Source organism: Larkinella insperata (genome assembly GCF_026248825.1).
Classification (GTDB): domain Bacteria; phylum Bacteroidota; class Bacteroidia; order Cytophagales; family Spirosomataceae; genus Larkinella; species Larkinella insperata.
Genome location: NZ_CP110973.1, coordinates 5081352 through 5100444 on the forward strand (window position 1 = coordinate 5081352; position 19093 = coordinate 5100444).

At 57.0% G+C, this 19093-nt stretch carries 15 protein-coding genes; 9 read left to right on the forward strand and 6 right to left on the reverse strand.

All coding sequences use genetic code 11. The features are described 5' to 3' along the window. The first annotated feature begins 18 nt into the window (after positions 1-18). The 6 genes from OQ371_RS20490 (at position 19) to OQ371_RS20515 (ending at position 9318) form a co-directional block, all read left to right on the forward strand. A complete protein-coding gene (locus tag OQ371_RS20490; RefSeq protein ID WP_265990198.1) occupies positions 19-921 on the forward strand; it encodes a sugar phosphate isomerase/epimerase family protein in 903 nt (300 codons plus the stop codon). 5 nt (positions 922-926) lie between these two features. Then, positions 927-1787 (forward strand): sugar phosphate isomerase/epimerase family protein, encoded by an 861-nt coding sequence (locus OQ371_RS20495; RefSeq protein WP_265990199.1) that lies wholly within the window; start codon positions 927-929, stop codon positions 1785-1787. 543 nt (positions 1788-2330) lie between these two features. Next, positions 2331-4703: a beta-galactosidase gene (locus tag OQ371_RS20500; protein ID WP_265990200.1), complete on the forward strand. Its 2373-nt coding sequence runs from the start codon at positions 2331-2333 to the stop codon at positions 4701-4703. Positions 4704-4982: 279 nt separating this feature from the next. Further along, on the forward strand, positions 4983-6611 hold the full coding sequence (locus tag OQ371_RS20505; protein ID WP_265990201.1) for an NADP-dependent glyceraldehyde-3-phosphate dehydrogenase: 1629 nt from the start codon (positions 4983-4985) through the stop codon (positions 6609-6611). Positions 6612-6827: 216 nt separating this feature from the next. Beyond that, positions 6828-7718: a cupin-like domain-containing protein gene (locus OQ371_RS20510; RefSeq protein ID WP_265990202.1), complete on the forward strand. Its 891-nt coding sequence runs from the start codon at positions 6828-6830 to the stop codon at positions 7716-7718. A gap of 196 nt (positions 7719-7914) precedes the next feature. After that, on the forward strand, positions 7915-9318 hold the full coding sequence (locus OQ371_RS20515) for a glycoside hydrolase family 140 protein (RefSeq protein WP_265990203.1): 1404 nt from the start codon (positions 7915-7917) through the stop codon (positions 9316-9318). Between the two features lie 67 nt (positions 9319-9385). On the opposite strand, the gene OQ371_RS20520 is transcribed toward OQ371_RS20515, so the two are convergent. Genes OQ371_RS20520 through OQ371_RS20535 form a run of 4 tightly spaced genes read right to left on the reverse strand, consistent with a single transcriptional unit; the run spans position 9386 to position 13376 of the window. Next, on the reverse strand, positions 9386-10972 hold the full coding sequence (locus OQ371_RS20520; RefSeq protein WP_265990204.1) for an MFS transporter: 1587 nt from the start codon (positions 10970-10972) through the stop codon (positions 9386-9388). Beyond that, the gene (locus tag OQ371_RS20525) at positions 10969-11157 is read right to left on the reverse strand and encodes an HlyD family secretion protein (RefSeq protein WP_265990205.1); all 189 of its coding nucleotides are present in this window, start codon (positions 11155-11157) and stop codon (positions 10969-10971) included. Before OQ371_RS20525 ends, OQ371_RS20520 begins: the two co-directional genes overlap by 4 nt. After that, positions 11093-12040 carry an HlyD family secretion protein gene (locus OQ371_RS20530; protein ID WP_265990206.1) on the reverse strand — a complete coding sequence of 316 codons (948 nt, stop codon included), beginning with the start codon at positions 12038-12040 and terminating at the stop codon, positions 11093-11095. Before OQ371_RS20530 ends, OQ371_RS20525 begins: the two co-directional genes overlap by 65 nt. A gap of 4 nt (positions 12041-12044) precedes the next feature. Further along, positions 12045-13376 (reverse strand): TolC family protein, encoded by a 1332-nt coding sequence (locus tag OQ371_RS20535; RefSeq protein WP_265990207.1) that lies wholly within the window; start codon positions 13374-13376, stop codon positions 12045-12047. 89 nt (positions 13377-13465) lie between these two features. Here OQ371_RS20535 and OQ371_RS20540 point away from each other — a divergent pair, with 89 nt between their 5' ends. Further along, positions 13466-13879, forward strand: coding sequence for an AraC family ligand binding domain-containing protein (locus OQ371_RS20540; protein WP_265990208.1), 414 nt, complete (start codon positions 13466-13468; stop codon positions 13877-13879). A gap of 12 nt (positions 13880-13891) precedes the next feature. Beyond that, positions 13892-14269 (forward strand): helix-turn-helix domain-containing protein, encoded by a 378-nt coding sequence (locus OQ371_RS20545; RefSeq protein WP_265990209.1) that lies wholly within the window; start codon positions 13892-13894, stop codon positions 14267-14269. A 39-nt stretch (positions 14270-14308) separates the two neighbouring features. Here OQ371_RS20545 and OQ371_RS20550 read toward each other — a convergent pair whose 3' ends face one another. Beyond that, the gene (locus OQ371_RS20550) at positions 14309-16033 is read right to left on the reverse strand and encodes a thiamine pyrophosphate-dependent enzyme (RefSeq protein WP_265990210.1); all 1725 of its coding nucleotides are present in this window, start codon (positions 16031-16033) and stop codon (positions 14309-14311) included. Positions 16034-16400: 367 nt separating this feature from the next. On the opposite strand from OQ371_RS20550, the gene OQ371_RS20555 reads away from it, so the two are divergent. Then, a complete protein-coding gene (locus OQ371_RS20555; protein ID WP_265990211.1) occupies positions 16401-17312 on the forward strand; it encodes a cation diffusion facilitator family transporter in 912 nt (303 codons plus the stop codon). A 62-nt stretch (positions 17313-17374) separates the two neighbouring features. Here the strand turns inward: OQ371_RS20555 and OQ371_RS20560 are convergent, their stop codons facing one another. Continuing rightward, a complete protein-coding gene (locus tag OQ371_RS20560) occupies positions 17375-18994 on the reverse strand; it encodes a putative Ig domain-containing protein (RefSeq protein ID WP_265990212.1) in 1620 nt (539 codons plus the stop codon). Between the last annotated feature and the right edge of the window lie 99 nt (positions 18995-19093).

Sequence of the window (19093 nt, forward strand, 5' to 3'; positions counted from 1 at the left end):
TTCTTAATTCGGTATTCGATGAAAAAACTCCCGCTGCTGCTCCTGCTGATTGGACTGATCCCGTACGGTATGGCCCAACCGGGCCGAAAAGTCCGGAATGATTTCTTTGCGCTACACAACGCCATCCGGGGCGATTCGACCTATAAAACCTTCGATCAGCAGGTGGCGCTGGTTAAAGGCTTGGGGTACGACGGTCTGGAGATCAATCAACTGGATTCATTCGAAGGCATGAAGGCGGCCCTGGACAAACACCGCTTTACCGGCTCGTATTTCTACATTCAATTGGATCTGGATGCGCCCCTCGACCCGCGCATTGAACCCGACATCCGGGCGCTGAAAGGGACGAAAACCGTCGTGGCCCCGTACATCGTCAGCAGCCAGAAACGGTTCAAAGTGCCATCCGCGCAGGCCGATTCGCTGGTAATGCGGCAATTGCGGCAGATGGCTGACTGGGCCCGGCAGGCAAACGTACCGATAGCCATTTACCCGCACCTGGGCTTTTACGTCGAACGGACCGACCACGCCCTCCGGTTAGCGCAGGCCATTAACCAGCCCAACGTGGGGGTGACGTTTAATCTGTGCCACTGGCTGGCTACTACGCCCAAAGCCGACCGCTCGGACTGGAAACAACAGCTGACGGCGCTCCGGCCGTACCTGAAAATGATGACCCTGTCGGGGGCCAATGACGTGGATGCGTCGGCCCTGAACAACGGCCCGAACGGCGTCTGGAACCAGTACATTCTGCCCCTGGGAACCGGCAGTTTCGATACCTACGAACTGGTGCGGTTTGCGGTGCAGGACCTGGATTTTCGCGGACCGATTGGGGTGCAGTGCTACGCAATGAAAGGCGATAAGCCTACCAACCTGCGCAACGCCATGGCCGTTTGGCGACACTATAAAAACCGCCTGGAAAACCCCTAAACCCGATGAATAGCTGTCAATTTTTTGCCCCGCACTGGGGAAACACCCTGCCTTTCGACCCGTTTTGCCAGAACGTCAAAGCCGCGGGCTACGACGGCGTAGAGATGGCCCTGCCGTTTGAGGAAGCCGCCCGGTCGCTCATTCTCGATACCCTGGCGAAGTACGGTCTGCAGTGGATCGGGCAGTACTGGCAGTCGCTGGAAGCCGATCCGGACGAACACGCTCAGAACTACGAAATGTACCTGCGTCACTTGTGTGCCGCCCGCCCGCTGTTCATCAACTGCCAGACCGGCAAGGACTTTTTTACCTTTGAGCAGAACAAACGGCTGTTCGATTTAGCCGACCGGATTGCGGCCGAAACCGGCGTGAAAATTGTGCACGAAACCCACCGGGGCAAAGCCTTTTTTGCGGCCCACATCACGCGCGAATACCTTCAGCAACTACCTGCCGTTCGGTTGGCCCTCGACATTTCGCACTGGTGCAATGTCCACGAATCGCTGCTCGAAAATCAGGTTGAAGCCGTCCGGCTGGCCCTGAGCCGTACCGATCACCTTCACAGCCGGGTAGGGCACCCGGAAGGGCCCCAGGTCAACGACCCGCGCGCGCCGGAATGGGCCGAAACGCTCAATGCCCACCTGGCCTGGTGGGACGTAGTGGTGGCCGAACACCGGCAAAAAGGGGTTCCCGTAACCATCACGACGGAGTTCGGCCCGGCACCGTACATGCCTCTGCTGCCCCACACGCAGATGCCAATTGCCAGCCAGTGGGAGATTAACGTGTACATGATGAACCTGCTGAAAGATCGGTACCAAAACGCCGAAGCAAATTCCGATCTGGCCACGGGCGGGCCTTCCCGACGCGGGTGAAGCAAAGGGAAAGCCGACGAGGACCGGGCAGATCAAGCCGATGTGCCCGGTAACCGGGTTTCGAAACCAGAAGCGTATAAAGAGTACCGGACTTGTTGTTTTAGCTAATTGAGCGAAAAAAGTACTCTTTGGGAGCATCTCGCCTTGTCGGGTGGGAAGGACAACAGATGGACAAGGTATTCGTTCGTTCGCTGAACTAAGTTACACGCGGCAGAAAAACAAGTGTGGGTGGGCCGGAAATCAATCCAGCGGGACAGATTTTTCCGCTGTTTGTCAATACCTTGCTTAGCGAATGTTAGTTAGCGGTAATTAAATTGCCAGACAATTCTGTAGGCCTTAATGAGTAGAGCGGTTTATCGGTGGGGTCCCGTATTCAGATGAGTTAATCCCTTTTTTAGTGCTGAGTCTTGAAGGTAGCCGCCGTAACAAGGGCAGCAAAGCCGTTTGTGCATAACGGTTGTAAAGATTACTTACGGCCGGTTGGTAGTTCAGGTAATTAGGTAGTTATTACTAGTATATACATTAATTGTCAGCGCAACTGAAATGAGAAACAAACTTCTATCACTTCTCCGTCTTACTTTCCTGTTTGGCTTGATTCCCCTGTCCATCTGGGGAAAAGAGGCTCCGGTCAGCCAGCCTTACACCGTGTCGAGTGGCCCGGTGCCCATCAACCAAAAGCGGTATCTGGGTGTAACCATCTTCAATTTCGAAGCCGATCCGAAAATCGACGACGAGCGCATTGCCCATTCGGCCGCTGCGGGGTGTAATGCGGTGGAAATTACGATCAACTGGGACATGGTGTATCCGACCCGCCAGAGCCCGCCCAACTGGAAGGTGGTGGATTCCCACGTGCACACGGCGCAGCGGCTGGGGCTCAAGATTGCGCTGCGCATCTTTGTGGGGCGGGAAAACACGCGCCTGGGCGGTTTCTGGACGGAAAACGAGACGATGGTAGCTGCCGACGGAACCAAGAAGACGGGCGCGGGCATCGTCCAGGTGAGTTTCGCCCACCAGCCCACCATGGACCTCACGAAGAATTTTGTTCAGGAGTGCGTCAAGCGGTATCGCTACCTCCAGCAACAGAATCAGCTGCTGTTTATATCGGTGGTTTCATCGCCCGCGCTGGAAGCCGAATATTCACCGGTTTATACCAAAGATGGCCTGAAAGGTCCCATCGGGTTTGACTACAGCAACGTCATGAAACAGGCTTTTCGGGACTGGCTGCGGGCGCGGTTTTCGCTGACGGACCTCAACAGCCGCTGGGGAACGAGCTTTGCCGACTGGAACGCCGTTGCCCCGCCAACCGGCAACACCAGCGATCCGTACAGCGTTTACACCGCCAGCAACCGGGGAAAAGACTGGTATATTTTCCGGCACCGGCTGCTCGAAACGTTTCTGAACGACATCACCCAGACCATCCGGTCGGTGGATGGCGCCATCCGGGTCGTGAATCAGCACGGGGCGGTTTGGGACCGGCTGAGTGGGCTGCGGGGTACGGCCGGGTTCAAAAGCCTGAACCAGCACGCCGATGGCCTTAAATTCAACGATGGGCCGGACTACAACCACCGGTTTTCGATGGATGTGGTACGCGGCAACCTCAAGCCGGGGGCATTCCTGATCAACGCGGTAGACGGGATGTTCCATCAATCCGTATCGATCGACGCTTATTTTGCGCAGGTCCAGGAATGTTTCGAACACGGTGCTTCGATGCTTACGCTGGCCAACTTCGGCGGTAGTGATGCCCGTCCGGCGCTGACGGCTTTGGTCAGAAAGGTGCTCGACGCTGGCTTGCTCTCCAGGCCGGTGACGCAGGTGCAGACGGGCGGAACCATCAGCTACAAACTCTCGGAAATTCTGCGGGATTTCTACGGCCCCGTCAGCAACCGCTGGACGGAGCAGTACAATAAATCGGGCAAAAAGCCGGTGAACGTCCACCTGATTGAAGATCTGCTCGACGAAGAAAGAGACCCCTCGCAGCCCGCCGAAAACCAGCCCCCGACCGTCATTCAACCGTTTCCCGATATAAACATCGCGGTCGGCAAACCGTTTAGCCTGGCCTTGGGCAAGCAACACTTCCGGGATTCGGACGGAACCATTGCCCGGCTGGAAGTAACCGGCCTGAAGGGCGGACTTACCTACAACGCCACAACCAACCGCATTACGGGAACCCCACCGGCCGAGGTGCACATGGTTGTAGTGGCGACGGCGACGGACGACGACGGTGCTTCGGTCACGGATAAATTCGCCATCCGGGTGAAGGCAGGCGCCCAACCCCAGCCCGGCCCCGAAGAACCGGAGCCCGGACCCGTTGGGGTAACCGGTAATTTTGAGGGCTTTCTGGATAAAGTGGAGTGCGGCACCATCCGGGGGTGGGTCTGGGACCGGGATAAACCCAACACGCCCCTCTCCGTAGCGTTTTATGCCGACGGGAAGCAAATCGGGACAACCAAAGCCGATATCAACCGGCCCGATCTGGTGGCGGCCGGGAAAGGAAACGGCAGCCATGCCTACAGTTTTGTGACTCCGGCAAGCCTGAAAGACAACAAGCCCCACCAGATCAGCGCCAAGGTGCTGAACAGCAGCTACACGCTCAAATACGCGCCCAAGATGCTGACCTGTCCGTCCCCTGCCCGGCGGGCGACCGAGTCAACCGAGCCGGAACCCCGGCTGAACGTGACGGTTTTGGGCAACCCGGTTGATGATCAGGTGCAGGTGGGGGTGCAGGGGGCCGAAGGCAAAGCCGTGCGGTTCCAGCTAACCGACATCCGCGGCCGGGTGATTCATACCCGCCTGGTTGAAGCCGCCCGGTCAATCGAGCATCAGCAGTTCAGCGTCGCCAGCGAAACGGCGGGCCTGCTGCTTCTACGGGTGTTGAGCGGCAAACAGGCCGTAACGGTCAACGTGCTGAAAAAGTAATCGATCTCTTGATTCCTGAAAAATAACCCGGGCTGAACGTCCGGGTTATTTTTTGCTTTCTGGGTTTTGAATGAAGGTTTGCCAATCGATTTAAATCAACTTTTCGGTTGCATCGCTTGCTGCGTTTCCAGGCACATTCCCTACTTTTGCGTGCCCGACGCCGTTCGGTGGGGCCTTTCCTTCATCGACTTCTTATGCATAATGACCGGCCTGCGCTGTTAAGGACGGTTTTTTTGTATCAACCTTACTAGTCCTCATTACCATTTCTATCTTGTTTGTATGACTCACTTATCGCAGCAGCTGGAAAGCTTGTTTCCGGCCGAAGATCAGATTCCGGAAGAATTTCGGATCATGCCCCTGCATCAGCGGGACTACCTGGTCGATGGCGAAATCCGTTCCTGGGACGGTCCAACGCAGGAAGTACTTTCACCGGTTTATACGCGGACTGCCGAAGGGCTGGTCCGGAAGGTGATCGGCAGTTACCCGCTTCCGGCGGGCGACCAGGAAGCCCTTGATGCCCTGGAGGCCGCCGTGCGGGCCTATGACAACGGGCGGGGCGAATGGCCGACCATGTCGGTGACCGACCGCATCCGGTGCATGGAACGCTTCGTCAGCAAGATGGTCGAGCAGAAAAAAGAAGTTGTCAACCTGCTCATGTGGGAAATCGGCAAAACGCTGGGCGACTCAATCAAGGAATTCGACCGCACCGTGCAGTACATTTCCGACACCATCGACGCGTTCAAGGACATCGACCGGGCCGGTTCCCGGTTCCGCATTGAAGAAGGCATCATCGGGCAGATCCGGCGTTCTCCGCTGGGCGTTGTGCTGTGCATGGGGCCGTTCAATTACCCGCTCAATGAAACCTACACGACCCTAATCCCGGCCATTCTGATGGGAAACACGGTCTTGTTTAAACCGCCCAAACACGGCACGCTGCTGCACCACCCGCTGCTCGAAGCCTTCCGGACCTCGTTTCCGAAGGGCGTTGTCAATACCGTCTACGGGCGGGGCGCCACCGTGGTGCCGACCCTGATGAAGTCCGGAAAAATCAACGTGCTGGCCCTGATCGGTTCCAGCCGGGTGGCCGATAGCTTGAAGAAAATGCACCCCAAAAGCAACCGGCTGCGGGCCGTGTTGAGCCTGGATGCCAAAAACGCGGCCGTTATCCTGCCCGATGCCGACATTGAACTGACGGTGAAAGAGTGTATGCTGGGCACCATGTCGTTCAACGGGCAGCGGTGTACGGCCCTGAAAATCTTGTGGGTGCATCGGTCGCTGGCGGACGCCTTTCTGCACCGGTTTGGGGAAGAACTGAATAAACTGAAACCCGGAATGCCGTGGGATAAAGGGGCTCAGGTGACGCCGTTGCCCGAACCCGGCAAACCGGCGTACCTCGACGAGTGCCTGCGCGACGCGGCCGAGCAGGGCGCCCGTGTGCTGAACGAAGGGGGCGGCACCACCGTCGAATCGTTCGTGTTTCCGGCGCTGGTTTATCCCGTCAAGGAAGGCATGAAGCTGTACCGCGAAGAGCAGTTTGGCCCAGTGGTGCCGGTAGTACCGTTCGACGATATTGAAGAACCCATTCAGTACATCATCAATGCGGATCACGGCCAGCAGGTCAGCATTTTCGGAACGGAAACCGCGCAGATTGCCACGCTGGTCGATCAGCTGGTTAATCAGGTGAGCCGGGTCAACATCAACGCCCAATGCCAGCGCGGACCGGACACCTTTCCGTTTACGGGCCGGAAAGACTCGGCGGAAGGTACGCTGTCCGTTGAAGACGCCCTGCGGTCGTTTTCGATCCGGACGGTGGTGGCCACCAAGGATACGGACCCGAACAAAACGATCCTGAACACCATTGTGGAGCAACATCAGTCGGAGTTCTTATCGACTCATTTTGTGTTCTGAGGTAAAGCCGCCGAGTGCTCCCCCGAACCTGCTCATCCGTTGTCTGGCAATCCGCTCAGGCCGACGACGGGAGAGCGGGTTCATTTTGTTTTGGATAGTTTTAACCTAGTTTTAATGCAATTCTAATCATGTTTTCCGCCGATTGTCTGAATCCTTAGGTAGTTTTAACGTGTTAATTGCTGTGAATTTTAGTTATAAACCACACTGATTATTCATATGGCTATAGAACTATTACCAATCGATCGCGTTTCCAAAAACGATAAGTCGCTGTTTCAGGAGGAGTACTTCAAAAAGCATAAACCCGCCGTCATCAAGGATTTCTGCCACGACTGGCCCGCTTACCAAAACTGGTCTTTTGACAAACTAAAAGAACGGGCCGGGCACTTAACCGTGGACCTATACAACAACAAGCCCGCCGACCCCGACAAAAGCACCATGTTTGTGGACGAGCGCATGAATTTTGGGGAATACCTCGACAAGATTGCTTCCAACGAAGAGGTTCAGCTGCGGATTTTTCTCTTCAATATTTTCAAACACATTCCGTCGCTCAAGAAAGACATTCTGAAGCCCAATCTGGTCAACGGCTTTGCCATGAGCCTGCCGTTTATGTTCTACGGCGGGGCGGGTTCCATTGTACACATGCACTACGACATCGACATGTCGCACGTTTTTCTGACGCAGTTTGTGGGCCGCAAGCGCGTGGTGCTGTTTGCGCCCGAGTACACGCCGTTGCTGTACCGTTTGCCCTTTTCGGTCATTACGTACACGAACGTCAACAACCCCGATTACGAAAAATACCCCGGTCTGCAGCATGTCAAAGGCTACGAATGTACGCTGGATTACGGCGAAACGATTTATATTCCCGCCGGATACTGGCACTACATTGAGTACATCGACGGCGGGTACGCGCTGGCGCTCCGGGTGCTCAACGAGTCGTGGCTGAAACGGATTCGGGGGGCCTGGAACCTGCTCGGCGAGATGCGGATCGACAATTTCATGAAGAAATACTTCACCAAACCGTGGTTTGAATACAAAAACCGCAAGGCATTCGAAAACGCGAACGAAGCCATCAAACAGTTCAGCCGGCCGGAGGAACTAGTGCTGTAAAAGTTGCGCTGACTGATCCGCAACTATTTCATGGTATTCTGAGCGTCCACCGGGTGCATCCAGAATGCCTTTTTTTATGGCTTATTGCCTAAATAATCCTCTTTTTGTTATAGTATTTCAGAAAATCACCTACCTTCGGGCTGACAATACTCTACTCTACTGTACTTATCATAAAAGAGCTTATCCTATTCCACTCATGAAACGCTGGATGCTGCTGGCCGGGCTGCTGCTGACACACGGAATCACGTACGCCCAAACTCCTTTTTCTCACGGCCGTCTGCGGGTTTCCGACAACAAACGGTATCTGGTGCACCAGGACGGTACGCCTTTTTTCTGGCTGGGCGACACGGCCTGGGAGCTTTTCCACCGGCTGAATCGCGAGGACGCCGACCGCTACCTGAAACGCCGGGCCGAGCAGGGCTTTACGGTGGTGCAGGCCGTGGCCCTGGCCGAAATTGACGGCTTGAATGATCCCAATTCGTTAGGTGAGAGACCGTTGCAGAACAACGATCCGACGAAGCCCAACGAAGCCTACTTCAAACACGTCGATTACATCATCGGGAAAGCCGCCGAAAACGGTATTGTGGTGGCCCTGCTGCCGACCTGGGGCGACAAACTCAATAAATCGACCTGGGGCAAAGGGCCGGAGATTTTCAATACCGCCAACGCCCGGGTGTTTGGCCGCTGGCTGGGCAATCGCTACAAAAACCGCGACAACATCGTCTGGGTGATGGGCGGGGACCGTACTCCGCGCGACAATTCCGAAGACGTCGCCGTTTGGCGGGCCATGGCCGAGGGCGTGGCCGATGGGGTGGGCGGGCACGACATGGCCCTGATGAGTTTTCACCCGCAACCCAACGCGCTGGAAATGGGCGGTTCCTCGCACTGGTTTCACAACGACAACTGGCTGGACTTCAACATGCTGCAAAACGGGCACTGCCGCGACACACCCACGCACGACAAAATCGCCTTCGTCTACAACCGGACCCCGGCCAAACCCGTGATCGACGCCGAACCGATTTACGAAGACCATCCGGTTTGTTTCAGCGTGCAGGATCTGGGCACGTCCAACGCCTACGATGTGCGGAAATACGCCTACCTGGATTTGTTTGCCGGAGCGCACGGCCACACCTACGGCTGCCACGACATCTGGCAGATGTATTCGCCGGGCAGGGAACCCGTCAATGGGCCGCACTTTCCTTGGTACGACGCCCTGAACCTGCCAGCGGCCAACCAGATGCAGTTTGTCCGGCGCCTGATGGAGTCGCGGCCGCTGCTGGACCGGGTGCCCGATCAGTCGCTGATTGCCGAAAACAATTACGTTCCGGCCGAGCGGATTCAGGCCACGCGCGGCAAGGATTACGCCTTTGTCTATACGGCCGCCGGAAAGCCGTTTACGCTGCAACTGGGCAAGATTTCCGGGAAAGAAGTGAAAGCTTATTGGTTTGATCCGCGCAAAGGGGAGGTCAAACCGGCGGGCACGTTTGCCAACCAGGGCCGCCAGTCGATGAAACCGCCCACGACGGGTTATGGTCAGGACTGGGTGCTGATCGTGGACGATGCCGCCAAAAATTTCGCGATGCCCGTAGCCGCGCGGTAATTTTCACCCTAAAAAAGCCGCCCCACGATCTGTGGGGCGGCTTTTTTAGGGTGAAACCGGTTTGCAATCAATACGGAATAACCCTGGAGCTGAAATAAGTCAGGGTCCGGCGGGCAAACGGGAAGAGGACAATCAGCATCATGACGGCCAGAAGAAGCGCGGCAATCAGGGCGTAATAATCCATGAAGTACTGCAATTGCGCCTGGAGATCAACGGCTTTCCCCAGCAGTTTGGAGGCTGCTTGTCCGGCCTGATCCGGGGCCAGACCGCCGTTCAAAAGCTGTTGCCGGTACAGGCCCAGGCGCTCGGCGGTGTAGGGGTTCAGTTGGGTAACCGATTCCTGCAACTGGTGGTAATGCCGACTTTTGCCCAACAATTGAAAGAAGTTGATCAGCGCCATGCTCAGGGTGAAACCCAGAAACCGGAAAACCACACCCACCGCCGTTGCGGACGGGCCAACGGCCGCCGGAACCGCCGAAACCGTAAAGCTCACCACCGGCACCATCAGCGCGCCTACGCCCAACCCCTGAATGAACAGCGGTAAAACATAGGTCGACGCATCGGCCCGGGCTGCAAACAGAGAATACATCATGCCGTGGAAAAACGCCAGCAATCCGAACCCCGTCAGCCACATCAGCCGCCGGTTTTTGTTGAGCAGCAACAGCCGGGCCGTTACCGTCATGCTGAGAATTACGCCCACCAGATTGGCCAGCATCAGGTACGAAATATGCAGCGGGTCAAGGCCCAGGGCATTGGCCAGAAACGACGAAGTTTGCCCCAAAGCGCCCCGGCACACGTACAGCACCACCAGCAACAGCAGGCCAATGCGGTAGTTGCGGTACCGAAAGATCGTCAGGTTGATGTAGGGCCGTTTGAGGGCCGTTTGCCGAAGCAGAAAGCAGCCCAGAAGCAAGAACAGCGTCAGCGCACCGGCCCGGATGCGTGGATCTTCCAGCCAGTTGTATTGCTGGCCGTACACCAACAGGTAACCCGTCAGCGTCAGCACCACGGCGTAGAAAACAAAGCTGATCCCGTCAATCTGGTAGAGCGGAATCCGGCGTTTGATTCGCACGTCGTTCATGGTCACCATCAAAAGGGCCGCCCCCGGCACTTGCAGGTAAATCAGGGCTTTGTACAGCACGTTGAAATCGTACTGGGTCAGCAGCCAGGCCGCCAGCATCAGCGACAGCGGGGCCGAACACAGCAGAATCCCGTAAAAAATGGAATACCCCATCGTCCGCGCCCGGCTCGTTTCCAGCCGCGAGAACAGAAGCGTCATGCCGCTACCGGCCACCCCGCTGCTGAAAATTCCCTCCAGAAACCGCAGGCCGATAAACACCGCCGGGTGGTGGGTATTGTAAAAAACCAGGTTGCTGGCCGTGAGCAGAAACAGACCGAGCAGAAAATAATGTTTCGTCGCAAAAAAGCTTAAAAACCGTTGTTCGAGCGGAAAAAAACTGGTCAGGGCCGCGTAGTAAATCACGATGGAAAACTGCACGTCGGCGGGTTCAATGCCGTAATAGCCGGCCGCTTCGGTGACGTTTCCGGCGTAAATGCCCAGGATGAAAAGTCCCGGCAGCAGGACCAGAAAAATGGTCACCCGAACGAGCCATTCGGGGACCCAGGGTTTGAAAACGGGCCGGGCAGGGGTCATGAGTTAGGGGTTTTCTGGAGGATGACCTCCGCATTCATACCCGCCCGCAGGGGCTCCAGCTTGTCTTTGGCGTCCGTCAGCTTAATCCGTACCGGAATCCGTTGCGCAATCTTGACGAAGTTACCCGTGGCGTTGTCCGGCGGCAGCAGCGAAAACCGCGAACCCGTAGCCGCCGACAGCGACACGATATTGCCGTGGAAGGTTTCCCCCCGGAAACGCGTCGGTCTGAATCTGGACGGTCTGGCCGATGTGCATGTGCTTGATCTGGGTTTCTTTGTAATTGGCGATCACCCATTTGCCTTCCTGCGCGTCCACCAGAAACGCCAGCGTCTGGCCCGCCTGAACCAGTTGGCCCTTCTGAATGGTTTTCCGGCCCAGCTTGCCGTCGTACGGTGCCGTGATGACCGTGTAGGAAAGCTCCAGTTTGATCCGGTCCACCACGGCCTGCCGACGCTGGATTTCGGCCAGGGCCACCGCCCGCTGCGCCTTGATGTCGTCGGTTTTCGCCAGCGAAGCCTGGTACGAATTTTCCAGGGCCTGAAGGTCGGCTTTCGCCACGTCGAGGGCCGTTTTCACGTTTTCGAATTGTTGCCGGGTAACGGATTCAGTTTCCAGCAATTTCTGGTACCGTTCAAAATCCTGCTGCTGCTTCCAGAGTTTGGCCCGGGCCGCACCGATCTGCGACTGACTGACCAGCGCGTTTTTGACCGAGGTGGTGGTGTTGCTGGCCAGAACCTGAAGCTGGGCGTTGGCGTTGGCCAGTGCGGCACGGGCTTCGGCTAGTTGGATGCGGCATTCCCGGTCGTCGATCACCGCCAGCGTGTCGCCTTCCTTGACGGCTTGGTCGTCGGTGTAATACACGTCCTGAATATACCCCGTTACTTTGGAGGTAACGGGGTTGATGTATTCTTCAATCTGGGCGTCGTTGGTGGCTTCGTAATGCCAGAGTTCCCAGGCCGTGTAGCCCCCCCAGCCGAGCAGCGCCAGACCCAGCGCCCCAGCGATCCAGGCCGTTACGTTTGTAATCAGCCGATCGGTTTTTGAATGATCTTGGTGAGTCGTTTTCATGTTGTTAAAGTTTTCCCGTTGCGTTCAGGAGCTGGTAATAGTGTAACTGGCTGGTCAAACGGGCCGAAGCCAGGTCGAATTGCGCCTGGAGTTGCTGGTTGTCCGCGTCGAGCAGATCGGTCAGCAGGGCCAGTTGGTTGAAATAGCTGTTGTTGACAATCCGGTAGTTTTCGGCGGCCTGTTTGATGTTCAATTGGGCCACGTCGATGCGTTGGAGCGATTCCTGGTAGCGGGTATACGCTTCATTCACGGCCTGTTTAACCTCATCCTTCACCTCCGTCTGCGCCACCTGCTGCCGCTGCAGATCCATCCGGGCCGCCTGCTCCTTGTGTTTGTTGTGGTAGAGCGACGAAATCGGGTAGGAAATCTTCAGGCCGGCCTGCCCAAAACCGTAGAGCGACGGAGCATAGGGGTAAAACAGAATCTGCGGATACGCGTATTGGTAGCGGGCAAACAAGCCTACTTTGGGCTGCCGGTTGGCCTGCACTTCCTTGCTCTGCAGTTCGCGCCGTTGCGTTTGCTGACTGGCCAGTTTCAGCGCGTGCGATCCGTCGTAGGCGTCGGCCAGGTAATCGGTGTACGTACCGGCCAGTGGCACCGTCTGAAGCTCATCGCTCGGTCGGATGCGGGTGGTGTCGGGCAGTCCGATAAGCAGGTCCAGCTTCTGGTTGGCCAGGTTGATGTTGTTTTTAATCTCGACCTGCTTCATCTGCTGCCGGGAAAGCTGCAGTTCGGCGCGCAGCAGATCACTCCGCAGCACAACCCCGTTCTTGTGCAGTTCCCGAATCTGATCGAGCCGTTTGCGGGCTTCCTGGATGTCCTGGTGAATCAGGTCGCGGAAAATCCGGTTGCGTTGCAGGTCCAGGAAAACCGCCGTTACGCGCAGTTTGACATCCGAAGTGGCCTGCGCTTTTTGCTCCGTTACCAGGCGGTGCGCCACTTCCTCGCTTTCAATCCGGGTGCGCAGCTTGTGGCCGTTGTAAAGATTCAGGTACGCTTCGGTTTCCAATTGAAAGGAATTGTGCAGAATCGGCAGGTTGGTGGGTTCGTTGAACAGACCGTTCTCGTAGACCGGAAAGCTGCTGATGCGGGCGTATTCCGTTCCGGCGTTGATATCCGGAAGCCGTTCGGCTTTGGCGTCCCGTACCCGCTGTTCGCTGGCGGCAACGGCCAATGCTCCCTGTTGAACGGTTTTGTTGCTGGCTTCGGCCTTTTGCCAGGCTTCCGCCAGCGTCAACGGCTGCTCCTGAGCGGCCGCTGGCTGGGCGGATACGGGTTTTATAACGTTGATGATGAGCAACAACCGTAACAGGGTTGCCCGTGTACTCGCTTTCATGGTTTGCTCTCGTTTTGATAGACAAAGGTACGGAGCACGTTTGTCGGCGATTTTATCTAATTTGCCAATTATTTGTTCAATTCGGCCACATGCAGACAGATGCGTATTCGTATTTCTCGGGTTATTTTGACGCCATTGACCAGGTACCGGATGCGGTCTATGTGCTGCACGAACGGCAGGAACACCGTTTTCCGTTTCATAAACACCACAAAGGGCAGTTGACCTACATTGAAGGCGGGTTGGCCTATCTGAACACCACGGACAAGGCGTATTTTCTGCCCGCCCGGCATTACATCTGGATTCCGCCCCACCTGGAACATTACGTTCAGCATTCGGGTCCGGCGCTGATTGTCCGTAACATCTACTTTCCGGATGAAGCCGATCGGGAACATCCGTTTTTCCGTCACCTAGGCATTTATCCGGTGAGCAATCTGCTGCTGGAAATGATTGTGTTTACGCAGGGCTGGAAAGGGAACGTTCGGCCCGGGGGGACGCATTTTTAGTTTTTGCGGACGTTGAAGCACATTCTGCCGGAAATCAGCCAGCACCCCCTGCCAATTGTCCTGCCGGTGACCGACAACGAACGGTTGCTGCCTGTCATACACTACATTCACCAGCACCTGGGCGATCCACTGCAACTGCCGGAGGTGGCCGAACGGTTTGGGTTCAGCGTCCGGAGCCTGTCGCGGCTGTTCCGGAAGGCCATCAACAGTTCATTTGGGCAGTATCTGAAGCTGTGCCGCATCATCCGGGGCATGGAGGAACTGCTGCAGACGGATAAGTCGGTCAGCGAAATTGCCTACGATGCAGGGTACACCAGCCTGTCGACGTTCAGCAACACGTTTCTCAAACTGGTCAACCAGCGGCCGGGCGATTTCCGGGCCATGAAATAAACAGGACCCGAAAACCACCCGGCGACGGTATCAAGACAGTTATTCAAACTTGTTCTGGGCCACGGTACCGGGCGCTGCCGGCGCCTGATCGGGGTCTACCAGCACCTCAATGACGGCGGGCCGGTTCGACGCGAAGGCGCGGGTCAGCGTGTTGGCAAGGTCGGCCTTTTGCGTGCAGCGGTAGCCTTCCGCCCCGCAGGCTTCGGCTACTTTGGCAAAATCGATGGAGGTCAGATCCGCCCCAAAAACGGGATTGCCCAGGGCTTCCTGCTCGTAGTAGTCCATCGACAGGCTATTGTTCTTGAACACCACAATCTTCACGGGCAGGTTGTACCGAACGGCCGTTACCATTTCGCCCATCAGCATCGTAAAGCCACCGTCGCCCACCATTGCCACGCACTGCCGACCGGGATAGGCCAATTGGGCCGCCATCGCATAGGGCAGGCCCGGGGCCATCGATGCCAGGTTGCCCGAAACCGCCACTTTCTGATCCGGGCGAATCTGCCAGTGCCGGGCCGTAAAAACCGTGTGCGCACCGGTATCAATGGCAACGATGGCGTCTTCTTGCAATAATTTGCTCACCTGCGACACCAGGTATTGGGGCTTGATGAGCTTGGCATCCTCGCTTTCCACCCCGGCGATGGTTTTTCGCCAGTCGGCCATGCGCTGCTGGGCCAGTTGCAGAAAACTCCGGTCGGTTTTGGGCTGTAGTTTGGGCAAAAGGGCTTTCAAGGTAGCCTGCACATCGCCGTTGAGGCCGATTTCAACCGGGTACCGAAGGCCGATCCGCTTCGGGTCGCGGTCGATCTGCACGGCCCGGGCGCGTCCGTCTTTGGGGTAAAAATCCACGTACGGCATGTTGCTGCCCAGAATCAGGAGGGTATCACACTCCTCCATCACCTGTTTGGAGGGCAGCGTACCCAGGTGCCCGATGCCGCCGGTTGTGTAGGGCGAATCGTCGGGCAGCAGGGCTTTGCCGAGCAGAGCTTTGGTCACCGGTGCCCCGAGTTTTTCGGCCACCTGTTCCACTTCCGTGCGGGCATTAAGGGCACCGCGCCCGGCCAGAATCATTACTTTTTTGCCTGCGTTCAGCAGGGCGGCTGCCGCATCCAGTTCGTCTGTCACGGGCGTTTCGATGCGCGGCATGTAAGTCGACGACGCCCGCAGGTTTTCCCCGTCTTTGGACGCTTTGTCTTCCGATAACGGTTTTTTCTGGATATCCTTGGCAATCGCCAGGTGCGCTACGCCGGGCGTGGTCAGGGCGGTTCGGCAGGCCAGGTCCACGACGGTCTGGGCCTGCCGCGGACCGTTGATCATGACGTTGTAGACGGCAATGTCCCGGACCATCGAAACCGTGTCCACCTCCTGGATGTACTGCGTACCCAGCAGGTCGTGAAACGGAGCGCCGGTAATGGCCAGCACGGGCGTATTTTCCATGGCAGCATCCCACAAACCGTTCATCAGGTGGACGGCCCCCGGACCGGAAGTACCCAGGCAGACGCCGAGCTTGCCGGTGTATTTGGCGTAACCGGAGGCCATAAAAGCGGCTGCTTCCTCGTGCCGGACGGCAATGTATTTGATCTTGTCCTGCCGTTTGCGGAGGGCCTCCATGATGGGGTTAATGCCGTCGCCGATTAAGCCAAACACCACTTCGACCTGCCAAGCGATCAGCTTGTCGATCAGGATGTCGGCGGTGGTTTGGGCGGGGTCGGCGTTGGTAGCAACATCCGCCTGGGCGTTTTGGGAAAGCTGTTCTGTTTCCATAGAAAAAAGGGGGGGTGTGGAAAATGCGATGGCACCTGAACCGGCGGCCTTTTTCATGAAGGCTCTCCGGGAGGATCGGTTGGCGGATTCCATTGAAGAAGAGAGTAAGAGGTGATTGAAGACGTACGCATAAAGGGCAGTTCGGGCGGCAAGCCGTTGGCTGACAAGACGGTGCGATCCGCAATCCGACCGGGTGAACGTTAGCAATTGACTCCCTCCGTAAACTAGTAAACTAGCAAGACTACCCGGAGATTTTCGTTCTGTTTGCTATGAAGGTGGTAAAAGGCGATTAACCCGAAAAAAATAAGGATTTGGCCGCCTTGCCGCCGGGCGGAAAACAACCCGTTTTGAAATCGGTTCAACGGGTATGGCATCCACAAAAACAGCAATCTACACGGCTTTGGGGGCCAATCTGGCCATTGCCGTCACCAAGTTTATTGCCGCCGGGGTAACCGGGAGTTCGGCGATGGTTTCCGAAGGCATTCACTCACTGGTTGATACGCTGAACGAAGTTTTGCTGCTGCTGGGCATGAACCGGAGCCAGAAACCCGCCGACGACAAACGGCCGTTTGGCTACGGCCGGGAGCTTTACTTTTGGTCGTACGTGGTATCGGTCCTGATTTTTGCCGTCGGTGGGGGCGTTTCGTTTTACGAAGGCATCACGCATTTGCAGCATCCCAACCCCATCGAAAATCCGCACTGGAATTACATCGTGCTGGGCATCGCCATTGTGCTCGACAGCACGTCGCTGGTGACGGCCATCAAAGCGTTTAACGCCCAGCGGGGGGCGCAGGCGTTCTGGTCGGCGGTGAAAACCAGTAAAAACCCCGCTACGTTTGTCGTGCTGTTTGAGGATGCGTCGGACGTTATCGGGTTGATTCTGGCGTTTCTGGGGGTATTTCTGGGACATCAGCTCGATAACCCGTACCTCGATGGGACGGCTTCGATCCTGATCGGCGTCCTGCTGACGGCGGTTTCCATCCTGCTGGCCCGCGAAAGCCGGAGCTTGCTGATGGGCGAGGGGGCAGATCCGGCGATTGTGCAGAAAACCGTGGCCCTGACGAATGCTGACTCTGACGTTGTGCAGTCGTTGCAGGCGCTGACGTTTCAGATGGGGCCGGAGCAGATTGTGCTCATTCAGCGGGTTGTTTTTCAACCGGAACTGACTACCGAAGCGATTACGAAGGCCATTTCCCGACTCCGGCACACGCTTCAGGCCGCCGAACCCACCATCCGGCAGGTATTCATTGAACCCGCCGACGGACCCCATCGGGCGTGAAAAAGTCCCTCAACCTGGCATTGCACCCGGATTGAGGGACTAAGACTACGTTGCGAATTGGTTTACTGCTTGACTACCTTAAGCGTAACGTACCGCGTACCGCTCACGGCCTGAAGCAGGAGCAGTCCTGCGGGCCGATTACCGAGCGGTAGGGTCTGCCGTTCAACGGTTCGGGGCTGATCTACCCGCCGTTCGCTGATCATCCGGCCCGTGGCGTCGGTAAGTTGCAGCCGCAGCGGCTGACCAGCCGCTCCGCGCACTTCCACTTCCACGGCATCGCCGGTGGTAGGGTTACCCAGCACCACCAGCTCCAGTTGGGCGCTGCGTTCGGCCGACAACCGGCCCGAGGAGGGGCTACAAGTCAGGGCTTTTCCCGACCATTTCAGGACGTAGCTCGAACCGGTCACCCGGGCGCTGATCTGGCGGGTTTTGTTGTCTTTCAGGACGGCGGGAACTTCAAAACTGTACGCGTGGGCTCCGTTGCCTTTGCCGGCTTGCTTCAGGTCGTCGCGGTAGATGTTGGCCACCGTGCTGCCCCAAACCGTGTTGCCGGTGTAAAACTCAATACTGACCGGGGCATTGGGCTTGTTGCGGTCCCAGGCCCAGCCGCGGATGGTGCCGCATTCGACTTTATCCAGATAACCGTCGAAATTACCCGTAACCGGCGTGGTAGCGGGGGCGTTTATCGTCAGGCCGACGCTCACGGACGTGGTTGCATTCTGGTTGTCCGTGGCCGTGTAGGTCAGCCAGAAGCTGCCGGACTGCCCGGGCGTACCGCTGAGCTGACGGGTGGTTGGGTTAAAACTCAGACCACCGGGCAGACCGCTTACGCTGTAAGCCAGCGGGCCTCCTTCCGGGTCGGTGAAAGCGGGCAATAGTGCGGAGAACGTGGCTCCCTGTTGGGAGGTGAAGGTATTGATTGTCGGCGCTACCGGCGGCTGGTTGGCGGGGGGCGTGGTAGGTGCTTGGCACACAAGAGCTTTGGGCGAACCTTTCAGCAGGAAGCTGCCCCCGGCGACGCGGGCCGAAAGCGGATGAGAGCGGCCGTCTTTCATCCAGTCGGGAATTGGGAAGGTAAAAGCATGTTTGCCATTGCCTTTTCCGGCGTTGAGCAAATCCTGGCGGAACCCATCGGCCAGGATCGTAGCGATAACGGCCGAGCCGTCCAGAATTTCGACGGCGACGGGCGTATTGACTTTGTCGCGGTTCCAGACCCAGCCGCGGAACGTCTCGCAGTCGGCTCCGTAGAGGTGTCCGTCGTAGTTGCCCGCTGCGGGAGCCGCGGCCACGGTGACGGTAAAGCGGGCCGGGGCGCTGGTGCAGCCGCCCGAGGTGCAGGTGGCGGAGTAGACCACGTTGCCGGGTGTTGAGGTACCAACCGGAATGGTAGCACCACTGCCCAGGGTGGTGTTGGTCGCCGACCAGTTGATGGTACCGCCTTCGCAACCCGAAACGGTTAGAGAAACCGAAGCTGTGTTTAGCGCAATGGGCTGGATGATGCCGGACTTCAAGGAGAGTGTCGGGGCCGGGATGGCGTTGCTGCCGGGCTCTTGATTGCAGAAGGCGGTGAAGTTGCCGCCATTGGGCAGACCGGGGTTGCCATAAAACTCAACATCTTTACCACATAAAGCTCTTAAAGATTCTGGGAAGCAACCGCTTAAATGGTTGTTTTGCAGCCACATATATTTTATGTTAGAAAGTCCCCCTAGAGTATTTGGAATAGGACCAGTAAATTTATTGGCATTTAACATTAAACCCTGAAGCTTGGTTAGTTTACTCAG

Excerpts from the sequence above, each read along its gene's own strand:
- OQ371_RS20490 (WP_265990198.1), top strand. The coding sequence starts at position 19 with ATGAAAAAACTCCCGCTGCTGCTCCTGCTGATTGGACTGATCCCGTAC.
- OQ371_RS20495 (WP_265990199.1), top strand. The coding sequence starts at position 927 with ATGAATAGCTGTCAATTTTTTGCCCCGCACTGGGGAAACACCCTGCCT.
- OQ371_RS20505 (WP_265990201.1), top strand. The coding sequence starts at position 4,983 with ATGACTCACTTATCGCAGCAGCTGGAAAGCTTGTTTCCGGCCGAAGAT.
- OQ371_RS20515 (WP_265990203.1), top strand. The coding sequence starts at position 7,915 with ATGAAACGCTGGATGCTGCTGGCCGGGCTGCTGCTGACACACGGAATC.
- OQ371_RS20510 (WP_265990202.1), top strand. The coding sequence starts at position 6,828 with ATGGCTATAGAACTATTACCAATCGATCGCGTTTCCAAAAACGATAAG.
- OQ371_RS20500 (WP_265990200.1), top strand. The coding sequence starts at position 2,331 with ATGAGAAACAAACTTCTATCACTTCTCCGTCTTACTTTCCTGTTTGGC.
- OQ371_RS20535 (WP_265990207.1), bottom strand. The coding sequence starts at position 13,376 with ATGAAAGCGAGTACACGGGCAACCCTGTTACGGTTGTTGCTCATCATC.
- OQ371_RS20540 (WP_265990208.1), top strand. The coding sequence starts at position 13,466 with ATGCAGACAGATGCGTATTCGTATTTCTCGGGTTATTTTGACGCCATT.
- OQ371_RS20560 (WP_265990212.1), bottom strand. The coding sequence starts at position 18,994 with ATGTGGCTGCAAAACAACCATTTAAGCGGTTGCTTCCCAGAATCTTTA.
- OQ371_RS20530 (WP_265990206.1), bottom strand. The coding sequence starts at position 12,040 with ATGAAAACGACTCACCAAGATCATTCAAAAACCGATCGGCTGATTACA.
- OQ371_RS20520 (WP_265990204.1), bottom strand. The coding sequence starts at position 10,972 with ATGACCCCTGCCCGGCCCGTTTTCAAACCCTGGGTCCCCGAATGGCTC.
- OQ371_RS20555 (WP_265990211.1), top strand. The coding sequence starts at position 16,401 with ATGGCATCCACAAAAACAGCAATCTACACGGCTTTGGGGGCCAATCTG.
- OQ371_RS20550 (WP_265990210.1), bottom strand. The coding sequence starts at position 16,033 with ATGGAAACAGAACAGCTTTCCCAAAACGCCCAGGCGGATGTTGCTACC.